Raw genomic sequence first — 15349 nt, forward strand, 5'->3', positions numbered from 1 at the left:
CTCAACGGGCAATGAGTGGCGATCCGAGTCGTCTTAGGTTGGAAGCTCCCAAGGCATGGAATTACCTTACTGCCCATGCACATTTTTTGGACAAACGAAAGAGTTCAATATACAGGAACTGTCCGCGCTTCTCAGTCTCTGGAGTTGGACCATATTCATTTGCTCCTTGGAAGATTGCTATTTCGGGTTTATACAAGAAACTCGAGTTTGTTCAAGTTCCACCTTTTCTGGGAAGCCCGGTGGTTCTCGACGACACATGTTATTTTTTCCCATGTCAGTCTGAAGAAGAATGCAACCTATTGTACGAATTGGTTACATCCGAACCGGCCAGAGAGTTCTGGTCTGCATTCATTTTCTGGGATGCAAAGCGGCCAATTACGGCACAACTTGGCTTTGGTGCATGAAAGGTTGACAAAGGGAGCGTGACCGTGTAACTTTGGTTTATGACAAAACAAAAGCACACACGCTCACGCTCAAAGCTATTATACCGTGTCAAGAACTGGTCTGAATACGATCAAGCGCTGGTTCAGCGCGGTTCGCTTACCATCTGGCTGTCGGATGAGGTCAGCGAGAAATGGCGCTATACAGGCGAACAGCAGCGCGGCGCCCAATTTGAGGACAGCGACTGGGCCATCACCATAATGTGGACCCTGAAGAAACTCTTTCATGTGCCCAACCGCGCCACGGCAGGGTTTGTGCGTGCGATATTTGGGTTGATGGGGGTGGACTTGCCTGTCCCCGACCACACCACCCTGTCGCGGCGGGGCAAGGGATGGAACGTGAGATTGCCGAAAAAGGTCAGCGGGCATCTTGATATCGTCATCGACAGCACCGGGCTGAAAGTTTTTTCATCATCTAATTGCTTTGTCACTTCCAGGCATGTTAAACACTAAGGAGGTTATCTATGCGAGTAGGAATCGACATGTATCCTTACCATATATTTAAAACTGGGGTTCGTACGGTTATAGAGAATTTATTACAAAGATGGCAAAAACACTTCAATCAACACGAATTTGTTTTATTACAACCATCACGAAAAATTATTACACAACCACGCACAAAACTAGAAAAAGTCCGAAATCATCTCTATCACTTATATTGGTCACAGATAGAGTCACAAGTACAAGCAAAACAACGGCGCTGTGATCTTGTCTTCGCAACTTGCATGTTTAGTCCCTATCACCAACTTGTTCCAACAGTAACCCTAATTCATGATATGGCACTCTGGCGCCATCCTGAATGGTATCCTCGATGGTGGCTGCTGATTAATCGTATATTTACTGAATATCCGGCACGCAACATCCGGCATATTGTAGCTGTATCGGAATATACTCGTCAAGACATCTTGACGTTCTTCAAACTACCAGAATCACGAGTTTCTACCATCTACTCAGGCGGAGATTTACCAGAAGTAGACCCTCGAAATGATCGTAGTATATTGTATCAATACAATATTCCAGAAACAGCAAAATATATTTTACATGTGGGTCTCTCTATACCACACAAGAATTTACCGAGATTGGTTGAGGCCTTTGGGATCTTAGTTAAATATCTTCCAGATCAACCACTCTTTCTTGTCCTAGCAGGTCCAAAAACAAACACTCACGGACAATCTGACGATTATCGTATTAAAGAAAAGTCATTGCAATATAACATTAGTAATCGACTGTTGTTCACCGGTTTCATCCCAAAAGAACATGTTACTGTCCTGTATCGAAATGCATATATATATGCTTTCCCGTCGCTTTTTGAAGGGTTCGGGTTACCGCTAGTTGAGGCAATGTCTAGCGGAGTTCCAGTTGTGGCATCAAATCGTGCTGCTTTACCAGAGATTGGAGGAGACGCTGGGTACTACTTTGATCCACTCGATGTTCAAGATATAGTTAATGCTTTATACACCGTTGCAACACAACCTTCTCTTCGCCAACATATGATTCAGCGTGGCATCGAAAGAGCAAAAATATTTTCTTGGAATAAAGCAGCAGCTCAATATGTCGACCTCTTTGAAGATATAGCACGAGGTTTATAAGATGAGAATTTTACGAGTTCACATATATTACCAACAGCCTGGTAGCGAAGTCAGTGATTCCAAACCGAAGTTGATCCTCTCAAAAGGTACGGTCGCCAAGTTGTCTGTTTTACTAAACACAATAATATGATTACAATATCTCTTCTATCTGTTACCTAGAAAACGATTTGAGATTCTTTTCCGCATTAGTCCAGCTTATTCTAAGAGAATGGCCAGACATGATTTGCATAAAAATTGCCTCTTATATCACTGTCTGCTTACTATGTAACTCATCAAGAATAAGTACCTGTTGTTCAATCACTACATAATTTACCGTCTCTTCTATGCTGATGCCTTTTTCCTACGCAATGGATCAGTATGTGAATCTTGTCTTGACAAACTAATATTTCCGGATCTTTACTGCAAGTGCTACCGTGATGGTTCCTTTTCGACGTCTGTCGTTACAGCATTACAGAATTATTCATCGATTTATGAAAACTTGGCAACAAGGCAACAAGTTGTTGTTATGTAGTTCCTATCAATTTTACTCAAAAATTCTGAACTTCCAAGTACAAAGTTGTAATAAAAATCGTATTTTCTTACTGAATTCGGGAAATTGCTCTTTCATACAGGTAATCATCAAGACATTGACCACGAGGTTACATTTAGGCGATCTACATATAATGCTCGCACTCACTAGTGAGGAAAACTGTCAACAGATCTTGCACTTGTACCAAGAAACTGTTATAATGAGGTGGGTAATTCATACTACTAGATCATAGGTTTAACTATGGGTATCGCTATTATTACCGGGTCGGCCGGCCTGATCGGTTCGGAAGCGGTCACATACTTTGCCAATCAGGGTATGGATATCGTCGGTATCGATAATGATATGCGACGCTATTTCTTTGGTGATGAGGCATCAACACAATGGAATCGACAACGGCTGGAGAGCGAAGTTAGGCAATACAAACATTACGAAGTTGATATTCGCGATCGTGAAGCTATTGAGCGTATTTTTGCCCACTACGGTAACAATATTCGCCTGGTCATTCATACTGCTGCCCAACCGAGTCACGATTGGGCAGCACGTGAACCGATTACTGATTTCTCGGTTAATGCAACCGGTACGCTTTATCTGTTGGAAGCAACCCGTCGCTATGCTCCAACGGCAGTGTTTATCTTTTTGTCGACAAACAAGGTCTACGGTGATACTCCGAATAGACTGCCCCTGGTCGAGCATGAATTGCGTTGGGAAATCGATCCTTCTCATCCTTATACAAACGGTATTAGTGAAGATATGCCGATTGATCAGAGTCTTCACAGTCTATTTGGAGCATCAAAGCTGGCAGCCGATGTTCTTGTGCAAGAGTACGGTCGTTATTTTGGTATGTATACTGCTTGCTTTCGTGGTGGTTGTCTTACCGGTCCTAATCATGCCGGAGTTCAACTCCACGGTTTCCTCGCTTACCTGATGCGCTGTACCATGACTGGCAAACCATATACCGTTTTTGGTTACAAAGGTAAGCAAGTTCGCGACAACATCCACAGTGCCGACCTTATTAGGGCATTTGACGCTTTTTTTCGTAAACCGCGTATTGCTGAAGTATACAATATAGGCGGAGGAAGAGCGAGTAATTGTTCGATATTAGAGGCTATCCAGCTATGTGAATCGATAACCGGTAAGCCACTTACATGGCGTTATTCGGATGATAACCGCATCGGTGATCATATGTGGTGGATCAGTGATCTGCGCCGTTTTCAAGAGCATTATCCAGAGTGGCGTATTCAGTATACAATCCCTGATATCTTGCAGGAGATATTTGAAGCTAATCGTGACCGCTGGTGCTAAATATTTCAACCAACTTTTGTCACGAGGAATTGCTTATTATGGTCGATAAAGGCAAATACAATCTATTAGGTGTTCTTATCAATGCTATTGATTACGAAGCAGCAGTTAACCGAGTATTAACTGCTGCTCATCATTGTCAACCACTCACTCTATCAGCTCTTGCTGTGCATGGCGTAATGACCGGAGTTCTAGACGCTGAGCAACGCTACAGACTCAACCACCTCGATATTGTTGTCCCTGATGGGCAACCGGTACGCTGGGCGCTAAACATCCTTTATCGCCTCGGCATCAGCGAACGCGTTTACGGACCGACTCTGATGCTACGCATCTGTGAACGAGCAAGTCTCGAGGGACTACCGATCTACCTATACGGCAGTCGGCCTCAAGTGCTACAACAGCTTTGTAACAATCTACAGCGGCGATTTCCGCATCTTATTATTGCCGGAGCACGGCCTTCACAATTTCGTCGGCTGACCGCGGAAGAACAGCAGGCTATTGCCGCTCATATCAGAACCAGCAGCGCTGCCATAACTTTCGTTGGATTAGGCTGTCCTCGACAAGAGGTATGGGCTTACGAACACCGCGATTTATTATCAATGCCAATTATCGCTGTAGGGGCAGCCTTCGATTTCCACGCCGGCCTTCTGCCCCAAGCCCCTCCAATGCTCCAGCGGCTTGGTCTGGAATGGGCATTTCGTTTATGGCAAGAACCGCGTCGGCTGTGGCGAAGGTATCTATTGCTCAATCCACTCTATGTGAGTCTATTATTCGCCCAATTAGCGCAATTACAGCGCTTTGACCCCACAGGACACGCACCTAAACCAATAAGATATGGATAGAAAGAGAGTCTAATCATAAACATCCATAACGTTCATCTGCCAATTTTACGCTTTTTGCAGAAGGATAATGAAAATCTTTGAAAAACACTTCTTACGCATAGTAGAGTAATGCCTCTTGATGTTGGTGGAGTTCCTTGGGTGGTTGCAGATGGAAGAAATTTTTCATTTTATGATCACTCTTTCGATATTGTATATAGCAACTCAATCATTGAACATCTAAGAACATTAGAAAATCACAAACTATTTGCTAAAGAATGTCAGTAAGTCAGACCTTATTTCCAGATGATGAAATCTGGTAAGAAAAGGTTGTCGGTTTCACAAAGTCCTTGATAGCTGTACGCAAATAACACGTAGCTTAATTGCTATGGAACGTCGTCGTTTATCGTACCGTTGCAGAATATGAACGCACGCTGTTCGACATTTGTAATATCAACTGACACTCGCCGTCACTATATTTTTTCTATGTTCTATCACTACCGGATCAGGAGCAACGTATGCGTGTCCTCAATCTCGGATGTGGAACGAAAGTCAGTGCGCACCCGGACGTGGTAAATATTGATTGGTCAATGTATGCACGGCTTAAGCAATCGCGGCTCGGTAGTCTGCTGGCACCACTCGTGCTTGACGCCGAGCGACTTGCACGGTTTCGTGCGCTGTCGTCCAACATTCGAGCGCATAATCTCGCAAAAGGGATTCCATTTCCTGAAAATTCAGTAGATGTCGTATACCACTCACACGTGCTAGAACATCTTGACCGCGATGTCGCTGAGAATTTATGAATGAAGTCCGGCGCGTCCTGCGGCCAAACGGGTTTCAACGTATTGTCGTACCCGATTTAGAACAACTTTGTCGCGATTATATACTGCATATCCAACTGTCAGAGCAATCGAGCCACGAGCAGTATCGGCATGATGAATATGTAGCCGCAATTATTGAGCAATCGGTGCGGAAAGCAGCCTTTTCAACGAAATATAAGAAACCGTTGCGTCGATTCATCGAACAGCTTGTTTTGGGTGATGCTCGGCGGCGAGGCGAAACCCACCAGTGGATGTATGACCGGATTAATCTGCGAGTCTTGCTTGAAAGAACAGGATTCCGCAATATCACGGTGCTTGCGTATAACACAAGCAATATCCCCAATTGGGAACGCTATGGGTTAGATGTCGATACCGATGGTCGTCAGTATAAACCCGGATCCCTATACATTGAAGCACAAAAATAGGATAACCTTTGAACGACTAAATAACTTGTCCTTTACTATACCGTGTGCTATACTACCCCTCGACATACTCCACGTTATGGGTGGGAAACCGCCGAGCCTGGGTGAAGGCGCAATCAAGCTGATCACACTGCAGATAAGCGCCTCCACGTGAGGAGTAGGAATGATCGAACGCTTAAGTGCGCGCTTGATCGGCAGCGTCATCGTATGGGATCTGATTGCAACCATGCTGTGCTTCGCATGGAGTACCGGTACCCCGTTATTCACAATCCAGCACGTGATCCTCTACGGTAGTGTGATCACGATTTGGTCGTTAGTGTTTATCATTCTCGCTCCTCAGCAAGCACTCTTTACCCATACCCTGCCCGAAGCTACCATCCGCTTGTTCCTCACCATTGGCCTGGCAGCAACGTCGTTGGCCGGGTTGCTCTATCTGCTCAACGGGACAACGCTTGAACGCAGTACGTTCGTAACCTTTGTTGCGCTTGATCTGGTCATTCTTAGTCTCTTCCACTTCGGCTTCCGCACCATGATCAACCACTGGCGCCGCGTCGGCGCCGGGAGGCAGACGCTGATCGTTGGTAATGCGGCTACGGCAACACGGCTCGCAGATGAATTCAGCTGTCGACCTTGGACGGGGGTGCAAATCGTCGGTTATGCCTCAGATGAATGCGACGAACCGGTTGCACTGCCCCGGCTTGGCAGTCTGAACGATCTAGTCACTATTGTGCAGCGTCACCGGATTGATGAAGTCATTTTTGCGTTGCCACCGGCACAGTACGACCGCGTTGTCGAGTTATCCCTCCTGCTGTTGCGCGAGCCGGTGATGCTCCATACGGTTCCGACCGCGCTCGATTTGGTCTTCGCTCGGACACCAGTTGATAGCGTTGGTGGGATCCCCCTCGTCTCACTCCGTGAGTCGGCCCTCACTCTCTCGCAGCGCATTGTGAAACGACTGTTTGATATTGTCGTGAGTTTTGGGCTGATTGTCCTCCTCGCACCACTGATGCTGGTGATTGCGCTCTTGATAAAGCTCGAATCACCCGGCCCGGTGATTTTTACGCAAGAGCGTATCGGTGAGCACGGTCGTCGGTTTAAGATGTTCAAATTTCGCAGTATGTATATCGATGCTGACCGGCGCTGGCATGAGGTGGCAAAGCGTGATGCGACGACCGGGAAACTCATTCACAAGCAGAAAGACGATCCGCGGGTGACCCGTGTGGGCCGGAAGCTGCGCCGTACCTCGCTCGATGAGTTGCCGCAACTGTTTAACGTCTTGCGCGGGGAAATGAGCCTCGTCGGACCACGCCCCGAAATGCCGTACATCGCTGCTGAGTATGAGCCATGGCAATGGCAGCGCTTCCGTGTCCCGCCCGGCATGACGGGCTGGTGGCAGGTGAACGGACGGAGTGAGAAACCGATGCACTTGCATACCGAAGATGATCTGTATTACATTCAAAACTACTCGTTCTGGCTTGACCTACGCATCTTAGCCAAGACGCTGGTAGTGGTGTGGCAAGGGTATGGCGCGTACTGAGGCAATGAAGCCGGCATTTTCAGCCTTCGCCCTTCAGTGGCGGCATTTGTTCGCCCAATATGTTGCTGAATGGCGGATCATCCGCTGGCTCGCACCGCTCGTTCTGATACACTCGCTCGTGTACGTCTTTCTCGTTCCGCCGTGGCAACACTACGACGAACCGGGCCACTTTCTCTATGCAGCCTACATTGTTCGTGGAGGGATCGCAGCACCGGACAATGTCGCAATTGCCCGCGAAGTAGCTGATTCGATGTATCGCCATCATTTTTGGCCGCCGGATGTACGACCCGACTTGCTCAGTCCACATCCGCCGGGAATTCCAACCGACCAGCGCCATCATCCACCGCTTTACTACCTCGTGATGGCGACGATCCTCTATCCGCTGCGCTATTTGCCGGTTGAACTGCAACTGTACGTCGGCCGACTCGTCAGTGCGGGGTTGATGATGCTGACCGTCCTCGCCGTTTGGCGCACGGTACGGATTATGGCTCCCGACGAGCCACATATGGCAATCGTACTGGCGGCATTAGTGACAATGGCGCCAGCGTTTGTCGATCTGATGAGTGCATTCAATAGTGACGTCCTGATGAATTTCGCGGCAGCGGCAGCGTTTTTAGGTATGGCTATCATGCTCCGTGACGGCTGGCGTCCGTCCGGCTTAGCGCTGGCGCTCTTGGGTGCCACCGTCGCCATACTGACCAAACGCACGGCATTGCCACTGGTGGTACCGCTGATGCTGGCGCTTCTCTGGACTGGCTACCGGCGCCCGATCCACCGGTGGATATATGTACTGATGGGCGTAGTTGCTATTGGAACGTTGGTCGTGAGCAGCGTTACAGTGACCGACGAGGGCGTGCAGACACAACCTTGGCTGGCCACGATTGAGCGCGATTATCTGCGCGTCTCACTGGTGCCATGGCTAATGTCGTGGACTGATTGGGAACGGGCATGGCCGTGGTACCGGCGCACCGTAGAAGTTGCCCATAGCCACTTCTGGGTCCGGCTCACGTGGGGCCACGTTGCCGTGTTACCACCACTAGGTGATTGGCTGGTCGGAGGGTTGAGCATTGCTGCCCTCATTGGCCTTGTGCGTAGTACCTTCATCCGGCACAAAGACCTCTCACTCGCACAACAACGGTGGATCTGGCTGTGTTTGTTGGCAGTGGGTATCGCATGGCTCGCGTTGTTTGGTCGTCTCCACCCGTTACCGGAAACCGGCAACACCTACATTCCGCGCGGTCGCTATCTATATTGGGCAGTGTTGCCGACGATGTGGCTCCTTCTGCTCGGTTGGCAACATCTCTGGCCCGCGCACTGGCGGGAGTATAGCCCGTATGTGCTCCTCGCAATCCTGGTCGGTCTGGATGGCGCAGCACTGGTCACCCTCTTTATTTTTTACTATCATTGACAAAGCGCAGGACTATCTGCTACAATCGGTCAGGAATACCACGGATCGACAGGCAAGCGTATGATGAACGATGAAATTGATTTGAAACCCTACCTGCAAGCACTATTACGACGCTGGTGGCTCATAATAGGTATGGCCGTGATTGGTGGGACGATTGCTGTCCTGCGCATACCACCATATGCGGCCAGTTCATCACTGCTAATCGTACCCGTCAGTTCTCAGGTTACCCTCGATAATCGTTTTACCAGTCGCGACTCACTCCTCTTCACGACGACGACCAATCAGCGTGAAGCGTTGTTGGGGCTTGCCGAAGATCTTACCTTGGCAGCGAGCGTTGCCGATACCCTTAGTGCGGCGGGCATATTACCCGCCAACTCTAGTGACAGTGCATTAAGAAAATTACTTGATCGGATTACGGTCGAAACCAATGGCGATCTGATAGAAATTACCGCTCGCGCCGACAGTAGCGACCTAGCACGCCAGATTGCTGAAGTATGGTCCAAAGAGTATGTCCGCTTGGTCGTCAAAATCTACAGCCGTGATGTGGCATTGTTTGAGTCGGTACAGCAACAGTTAGTAGAAGCCCAAGAACGCTATCGCACTGCACAGGCTGCTGTTGAAGCATTCATTGCGAAAGGTGAACTCACCGAAGTTGAACAAACTGTACAGCGCTTGAGTGATATCGTCAACAGCGCACGTTCTTCGGGCACTGAACGTTTTGCTTCGTATCTACGCCGTAACAACGAGTTGGAACAGGTCTTGCGGGATGCACAGCTCTTACGGGCCCGGCTGGCCGGGCAACCAAATGCCGATGGCAATACCGCCGATGCGGTAGCGGCATTGTTGCTCAGGATTCGCAATCTGAGCGATCGTGGAGCTGACCGCCCGATTTTGCAAATCGATTCTTCGCTCACAGATCGGGCAACTGTGACCTTAGCGGAGCTCGATCAATTGATAGAAGTTCTTGATACTGAATACCGTGCAGTTCGCGCCGAAATACAGCGGTTGAGTCGACTTCAGCCGGAAGAGTTAAGCCCTGAGATCAGCCAACAATTGTACGAACAACTAGCCGCAGCGCAAACCCGATTAGAACAGCTTTACGGTCAACAACGTGAATTGACACGAGATCGTGATACTGCATTTGAATTAGTGCAAGTATTATCGCAACGGATTAATGAACTGCAATTGGCCGATTCCGCACCTCAAGTAACCGTGCGTTACCTCGGCACGGTAAATAAGCCGCCTTCGGTTTTGGAACGACAGGTGATTACGCAAGCTGCGATTGCTGCTCTCGCCGGGATTGTCCTCTCCGCAATGGTCGTTATAGTACGTGAAGCTATAGTTATTGCCCGCCGCAACCCATCAACCCAACCGAAACCGACCGGTGATTAGTGATGAGGAAGCTGTAGATCGGTGTGTTGTCTGGTTAGGTTGCGCTGGCCAAAAAGTCCTATTAGGGACTTTTTGGCGCTATTTCCTTTATCATCTATCCAGCTATATTGAGACTCATCGTTAAAGGCATTCCGTATTCTGTGTATTGGAATTCATACATCTATGAACCGACCGCTCATTTCGGTGATTATTCCATGCTACAACGAAGCTGCCACACTGCCAGACATTCTCGCCCAAGTAGAAGCGGTGAACCTCGACAAAGAGATTATTGTGGTTGACGATCATTCGACGGATGCAACACCGGCGCTCTTGACCGAGATGGCGCGTGACCGTCCGTATCTGACGGTGATCCGCCATCCCCAGAATCGCGGGAAAGGTGCCGCAGTCCGGAGTGGGTTGGCCCATGCCCGGGGCGAGATCACGATTATTCAAGACGCCGATTTAGAGTACGATCCGCAAGACTACTACGAGTTGGTGAAGCCGATTGTCAATCGACGAGTCGATGTGGTATTCGGGAGCCGGTTTCTCGGTCGTCATACCGGAATGTATTTTTGGAATGCACTTGGCAACAAGTTTCTTACCTTCCTGACTAATTTTCTCTTTGATTGCTGGATCTCTGATATGGAAACTTGTTACAAAGTGATGCGCACCGATATTTTACGGGATTTACGACTTGAGAGTAATGATTTTCGTATCGAGCCAGAAATTACTGCTAAATTATTACGAAGCGGCTACCGAATCTACGAAGTTCCAGTGAGTTATCTAGGTCGCACCTACGAGGAAGGTAAGAAAATGAAACCGATTCAGGGAATTTACGCCATTGTTGCGCTCTTAAAGTATCGGTTTTGGCACTAACACCATGATCGCGGGGCTGATGACACCAACCGGTGAATCCACCGACAGCGGGGATGCGATGGCGGAATGAAGCGTCCATACATGCGTGTATCGGCGTTGAACTGGGCTACGGCGTGGGCGCGTGGGAAGCGCGATGCTTGCTCGAACATGCCGGTCATCGGTAATACTTGTGCAATCAGATAATTTGTGATACAACTCTCAGGGAAGGCAGGTGATGGGCCTGTCGTCATTCCGCGGAGGGGCGGGCGGTGCAGGAACATTCCGGCACGCTCGCTTTTCATTCATAGCGAGGAATCAATGCGCATTGCGATGCTGAGTGTGCATAGTAGCCCGTTGGCCCGCCTTGGCGGGAAAGAAGCCGGTGGCATGAACGTGTATGTCCGCGAGTTGGCCCGTGAGTTGGGACAGCGCGGGATAGGGGTTGATATTTTTACCCGTAGCCAAGATCGAACAACACCAACGGTGCTTCCGCTAGGACGTGGTGTCCGCTTGATCAGTTTGCACGCCGGTCCGGCTGCACCCTACGATAAAAATCTGCTCCTGACCTACTTGCCGGAGTTTGTTAGCCGGGTACGCTGTTTTGCCGATAATGAAGATGTGAGTTATGATCTCATCCATAGTCACTATTGGCTGTCGGGTGAAGCGGCGCTGCGCCTCCGTCATGTGTGGCGCGCACCGGTCGTACAGATGTTTCACACCTTGGGAGCAATGAAGAATAGTGTCGCTCGCTCGGAAGAAGAGGTGGAGACTAAGCACCGCATTGCGATTGAACGGCGTTTGATGCGGGAGGTTGATGCCGTCGTCGCCGCTACACCTCTTGACCGGGCGCAGATGGTGTGGCACTACGGCGCTGACGCGAACCGCATCAGGGTGATTCCGTGTGGGGTTGATTTACGCCGATTTCAACCGGGCGATCGTATGCAGGCGCGGGCAGCGCTCGGGATTACACCTGATGCGATAATGCTGGTATGCGTGGGGCGGATGGAGCCGCTGAAGGGGATGGATGCGCTGATCCTAGCAGCAGCGCGGTTGCTAGTCCAACATCCAGAATGGAAAGAGCGATTGCAGGTAGTGCTGGTCGGCGGCGATGATGAAACGCAGCCAGAGCGGTGGAATAGTGAACAGCGCCGGCTAGATGGGCTGCGGCGCGAGCTTGGCATTACGGCACAGGTGCAGTTTGCCGGCGCACAACCGCAAGAGCGGTTGCCGCTTTACTACACCGCCGCCGATGTGGTGGCCGCCCCCTCGCATTACGAATCGTTTGGCTTGGCAGCGCTGGAAGCGTTAGCGTGCGGGGCGGCGGTAGTGGCGTCAAATGTGGGCGGGTTGGCGCTGACGATTGAAGATCGCCGCAGCGGTTTGCTGGTTCCGCCGGATGATGATGCGGCGCTCGCTGCCCAGATCGAGCGCATTCTGACCGACGCAGCCCTGGCCGCGCGGCTGCGTTCGGGAGCAGTACAGCGTGCGGCTGAATATGGCTGGCCGGCGGTGGCGCGCCGCATTATTGCCCTCTACGATGAGTTGTTGCAGGTGCATGCGGCGTTTTGGTCGGAACGGCGATTGGTGCGGGTATCGTGAAGCGAACGTGGGCGTTAATCATTGTCGGTTTGCTCTATTTTGGTGTCGGCTGGATTCTGTCGGCAATCGGGCCGAGCTTACCCGGTTTGGCCGTACAGGTGAATCGTGATGTTACCGAACTAGGGGCCGTCTTTACTGCTTTCTCACTCGGTGCAGTCCTGGCATCGGTAGGTGTGGGCGTTGCAATTGGGCGCTGGGGTATGCGTACCGTGATCGCCGGTGGTGCTGCTCTAATGGGTGGTGGCATATTGTGGGCCGGGTTTAGCCCAACGCTCCTCGGTTTATTGGCCGGTACCTTGATCGGAGGGTTTGGGTATGGCGGAATGTTGGCCGGGGGGAATCTGCTTATTGCACGTCTGTATCAAGGTGCTGCCGGAGCGCTCAATGCGCTCAACCTTTTTTTCAGCGTTGGCTCAATCGGTGGCCCGTTGTTGGTAGCCACAATGATTGGACTATTCGGCCAACCGCAAGCGGCGATTTGGCTGGCCGCGATCGTGATGTTGGTGTTGGTGGTGCCGGCCCTGCGACTCGGTGAACCTACCCAAGCGTCAACAGCGCAGATGTCCGGGGCGCCACGCTGGCTGGCCGCAGTGATGTTCGGTCTAATCATGTTTACGTATATCGGTACCGAGATCGGGATCGGCGGCTGGATTGCGCTGATCCTCGAACGAGGGGCCGGGCTGGCCGCACCCCAAGCAGCATTAGGTACGAGCCTCTTCTGGGGAATGTTGACCGGTGGACGGTTGGCCGCTACCTTTTGGGGTGATCGCTTGGGGCCGCTGAAGTTGCTGTTGTTGTGTTTGGTTGGTCTAGGGCTGGGTGGAGCGTTGTTAGTTATCGGTACCACCCAATCTGGACTAGCATTAACGGCAGTGGCACTGATGGGTCTAGCGTGTGGGCCGATTTTTCCCACCACGATGCTGATGATTACGCATGCGGCTGGACGGAGCGGAGTTGCGCTGAGTGTCGCGCTGACGATTGGTACCGGCGGAGGTCTGTTTCTGCCGGCCTTATTTGGCTTGTTCATCGGCTGGTTTGGGCCGGCAATGGGATCACTGTTGGTCGTGGCCGATGCTAGTCTGATGGTGGTGATGTTGGCCGTGGCCTATCGCGGAATGACGCGATCGGCACAACTGGCCGGTATGTCGGCCCAATAACAATGTGAGCAAGGCAAGGCACATGTGCAAGTAATTGCGACGATAGCCAACGGGTAGGGGTAGGATGCTCTCAATCGATCTCAATTGTGATTGCGGCGAAAGCTATGGTGCGTTTCAGATCGGTGACGACGAAGGCGTATTACCATTCGTCAGTTCGGCCAATATCGCTTGCGGTGGGCATGCCGGTGACCCAATCGTGATGCGGCATACAATACGCCGCTGCCGTGAGCTGGGTGTGGCAGTAGGAGCGCATCCGAGCTACCCCGACCTGCACGGGTTTGGCCGGCGCGTGTTGCCGATGTCACCGGCTGAGATTGAAGCATGGGTGTTGGCGCAGATCGGGGCGTTGGCCGCTATTGCACGCGCCGAAAGGGTTGCACTCAGCCATGTGAAGCCGCACGGTGCATTGTACAACGTGGCTGCACGTGATCATGTGGTGGCCATAGCTATTGCCCGTGCGGTCGCCGCGTTTAGCCACGATCTCGCCCTGGTTGGCTTGGCCGGTTCGGCGTTGATCGCTGCCGGTATTGAGGCAGGGCTGCCGGTGCTGGCCGAAGCCTTCGCTGATCGGGCTTACGAGGCCGATGGCCGACTGCGTGACCGACGGTGTCCCGATGCGTTGATTATTGACCCGATAGCGTGTCTCAAACAGACACTCAGTATCGTGCGCGATGGTGTCGTGATCGCGATAGACGGTACGCCGGTACCATTACAAGCCGATACGATCTGCTTGCACGGCGACACGCCAGGGGCTGCCGCCCGCGCAGCGGCACTGCGCCACGGTCTAGAGGCAGCAGGGATTACAGTGCGAACACCACGATAATGACGGCACGTATTGTCCCAATGGGTGAGGCGGCGTTACTGGTGCAGTGGTCAGTTGATGAAGCTCCCACAGGTGCGCCGCTCGCGTTGATGACTGCGTTAGAGCACCATCCGCCGGTGGGGTTGGTCGATCTGGTGCCGGCGATTGATACGTTGTTGGTGTGCTTCGACCCGTTAGCAACTGACTACACCGAAGTAACTGATCATGTTCAGCGTCTGATTGCCCACTCGCGATCACATGCGCCGCCGGACGGGCGTGAAGTAACGATTCCGGTACATTATGGCGGTGACGCCGGGCCTGATCTTAACAATGTTGCTGAACAGGTGGGGTTGTCACCTGCTGAGGTGATCGCAATTCATACGGCAACCGAGCAGCGGGTGCTAATGATCGGTTTTGCGCCGGGATACCCGTATTTGGGCTGGCTCCCACCGGTACTGTATCTACCACGGCGGGCAACGCCCCGTGTCGCGGTGCCGGCCGGTTCGGTGGCAATCGCGGCCGGTATGACCGGTATCTACCCTGCTGTCTTGCCCGGTGGTTGGCATTTGATCGGACGTACCGACGTGCGTTTGTTCGATCCAACTGCCGATCCACCGTGTCTCCTGCGACCCGGTGATCGGGTGCGGTTTGTGAACGTAGAGGCGCAGAGGAGGCAAAGACGCAGAGGGTGGTCAACGCAAA

Annotated in this window: 15 protein-coding genes and 1 pseudogene; all 16 read left to right on the forward strand. The window is 51.4% G+C overall.

Annotated features, from left to right (window positions below):
* A pseudogene (locus tag AC01ZF_RS10220) lies at window positions 1-404 on the forward strand (SAM-dependent DNA methyltransferase); the annotation flags it as partial.
* Window positions 405-443: 39 nt separating this feature from the next.
* On the forward strand, window positions 444-893 hold the full coding sequence (locus tag AC01ZF_RS10225; RefSeq protein WP_476575337.1) for a transposase: 450 nt from the start codon (window positions 444-446) through the stop codon (window positions 891-893).
* Window positions 894-904: 11 nt separating this feature from the next.
* Window positions 905-2029 carry a glycosyltransferase family 4 protein gene (locus tag AC01ZF_RS10230; RefSeq protein ID WP_476575338.1) on the forward strand — a complete coding sequence of 375 codons (1125 nt, stop codon included), beginning with the start codon at window positions 905-907 and terminating at the stop codon, window positions 2027-2029.
* A 769-nt stretch (window positions 2030-2798) separates the two neighbouring features.
* Entirely contained in the window at window positions 2799-3860 is a 1062-nt protein-coding gene (locus tag AC01ZF_RS10235) for an NAD-dependent epimerase/dehydratase family protein (protein ID WP_476575339.1), read from the forward strand.
* 38 nt (window positions 3861-3898) lie between these two features.
* Complete coding sequence (locus AC01ZF_RS10240; RefSeq protein ID WP_428132681.1) at window positions 3899-4699, forward strand: WecB/TagA/CpsF family glycosyltransferase; 801 nt, start codon at window positions 3899-3901, stop codon at window positions 4697-4699.
* Window positions 4700-4807: 108 nt separating this feature from the next.
* Window positions 4808-4963 (forward strand): class I SAM-dependent methyltransferase, encoded by a 156-nt coding sequence (locus AC01ZF_RS10245; protein WP_428132679.1) that lies wholly within the window; start codon window positions 4808-4810, stop codon window positions 4961-4963.
* A 230-nt stretch (window positions 4964-5193) separates the two neighbouring features.
* A complete protein-coding gene (locus tag AC01ZF_RS10250; protein WP_428132677.1) occupies window positions 5194-5478 on the forward strand; it encodes a methyltransferase domain-containing protein in 285 nt (94 codons plus the stop codon).
* The gene (locus tag AC01ZF_RS10255) at window positions 5475-5921 is read left to right on the forward strand and encodes a hypothetical protein (RefSeq protein WP_428132675.1); all 447 of its coding nucleotides are present in this window, start codon (window positions 5475-5477) and stop codon (window positions 5919-5921) included. The genes AC01ZF_RS10250 and AC01ZF_RS10255 overlap by 4 nt, the downstream gene beginning before the upstream one ends.
* Window positions 5922-6081: 160 nt before the next feature.
* Complete coding sequence (locus tag AC01ZF_RS10260; protein WP_428132673.1) at window positions 6082-7455, forward strand: sugar transferase; 1374 nt, start codon at window positions 6082-6084, stop codon at window positions 7453-7455.
* On the forward strand, window positions 7442-8863 hold the full coding sequence (locus tag AC01ZF_RS10265; RefSeq protein WP_428132670.1) for a glycosyltransferase family 39 protein: 1422 nt from the start codon (window positions 7442-7444) through the stop codon (window positions 8861-8863). The genes AC01ZF_RS10260 and AC01ZF_RS10265 overlap by 14 nt, the downstream gene beginning before the upstream one ends.
* Before the next feature lie 60 nt (window positions 8864-8923).
* The gene (locus tag AC01ZF_RS10270; RefSeq protein WP_476575340.1) at window positions 8924-10255 is read left to right on the forward strand and encodes a GumC domain-containing protein; all 1332 of its coding nucleotides are present in this window, start codon (window positions 8924-8926) and stop codon (window positions 10253-10255) included.
* Between the two features lie 162 nt (window positions 10256-10417).
* Window positions 10418-11110: a glycosyltransferase family 2 protein gene (locus AC01ZF_RS10275; protein WP_428132665.1), complete on the forward strand. Its 693-nt coding sequence runs from the start codon at window positions 10418-10420 to the stop codon at window positions 11108-11110.
* A gap of 297 nt (window positions 11111-11407) precedes the next feature.
* Window positions 11408-12688 (forward strand): glycosyltransferase, encoded by a 1281-nt coding sequence (locus AC01ZF_RS10280; RefSeq protein WP_476575341.1) that lies wholly within the window; start codon window positions 11408-11410, stop codon window positions 12686-12688.
* On the forward strand, window positions 12685-13845 hold the full coding sequence (locus AC01ZF_RS10285) for an MFS transporter (RefSeq protein ID WP_424676206.1): 1161 nt from the start codon (window positions 12685-12687) through the stop codon (window positions 13843-13845). The genes AC01ZF_RS10280 and AC01ZF_RS10285 overlap by 4 nt, the downstream gene beginning before the upstream one ends.
* 64 nt (window positions 13846-13909) lie before the next feature.
* On the forward strand, window positions 13910-14668 hold the full coding sequence (locus AC01ZF_RS10290) for a LamB/YcsF family protein (RefSeq protein ID WP_424676205.1): 759 nt from the start codon (window positions 13910-13912) through the stop codon (window positions 14666-14668).
* Window positions 14668-15349: 5-oxoprolinase subunit PxpB (pxpB, locus tag AC01ZF_RS10295; protein WP_476575342.1), on the forward strand; the 682-nt coding region annotated here is incomplete at its 3' end. The genes AC01ZF_RS10290 and pxpB, both read left to right, overlap by 1 nt.

The sequence above is a fragment of the Chloroflexus sp. genome (assembly GCF_056331925.1).

Coding starts and splice junctions, on each gene's coding strand:
- AC01ZF_RS10225 (WP_476575337.1), top strand. CDS start 444: ATGACAAAACAAAAGCACACACGCTCACGCTCAAAGCTATTATACCGT.
- AC01ZF_RS10230 (WP_476575338.1), top strand. CDS start 905: ATGCGAGTAGGAATCGACATGTATCCTTACCATATATTTAAAACTGGG.
- AC01ZF_RS10235 (WP_476575339.1), top strand. CDS start 2,799: ATGGGTATCGCTATTATTACCGGGTCGGCCGGCCTGATCGGTTCGGAA.
- AC01ZF_RS10240 (WP_428132681.1), top strand. CDS start 3,899: ATGGTCGATAAAGGCAAATACAATCTATTAGGTGTTCTTATCAATGCT.
- AC01ZF_RS10245 (WP_428132679.1), top strand. CDS start 4,808: ATGCCTCTTGATGTTGGTGGAGTTCCTTGGGTGGTTGCAGATGGAAGA.
- AC01ZF_RS10250 (WP_428132677.1), top strand. CDS start 5,194: ATGCGTGTCCTCAATCTCGGATGTGGAACGAAAGTCAGTGCGCACCCG.
- AC01ZF_RS10255 (WP_428132675.1), top strand. CDS start 5,475: ATGAATGAAGTCCGGCGCGTCCTGCGGCCAAACGGGTTTCAACGTATT.
- AC01ZF_RS10260 (WP_428132673.1), top strand. CDS start 6,082: ATGATCGAACGCTTAAGTGCGCGCTTGATCGGCAGCGTCATCGTATGG.
- AC01ZF_RS10265 (WP_428132670.1), top strand. CDS start 7,442: ATGGCGCGTACTGAGGCAATGAAGCCGGCATTTTCAGCCTTCGCCCTT.
- AC01ZF_RS10270 (WP_476575340.1), top strand. CDS start 8,924: ATGATGAACGATGAAATTGATTTGAAACCCTACCTGCAAGCACTATTA.
- AC01ZF_RS10275 (WP_428132665.1), top strand. CDS start 10,418: ATGAACCGACCGCTCATTTCGGTGATTATTCCATGCTACAACGAAGCT.
- AC01ZF_RS10280 (WP_476575341.1), top strand. CDS start 11,408: ATGCGCATTGCGATGCTGAGTGTGCATAGTAGCCCGTTGGCCCGCCTT.
- AC01ZF_RS10290 (WP_424676205.1), top strand. CDS start 13,910: ATGCTCTCAATCGATCTCAATTGTGATTGCGGCGAAAGCTATGGTGCG.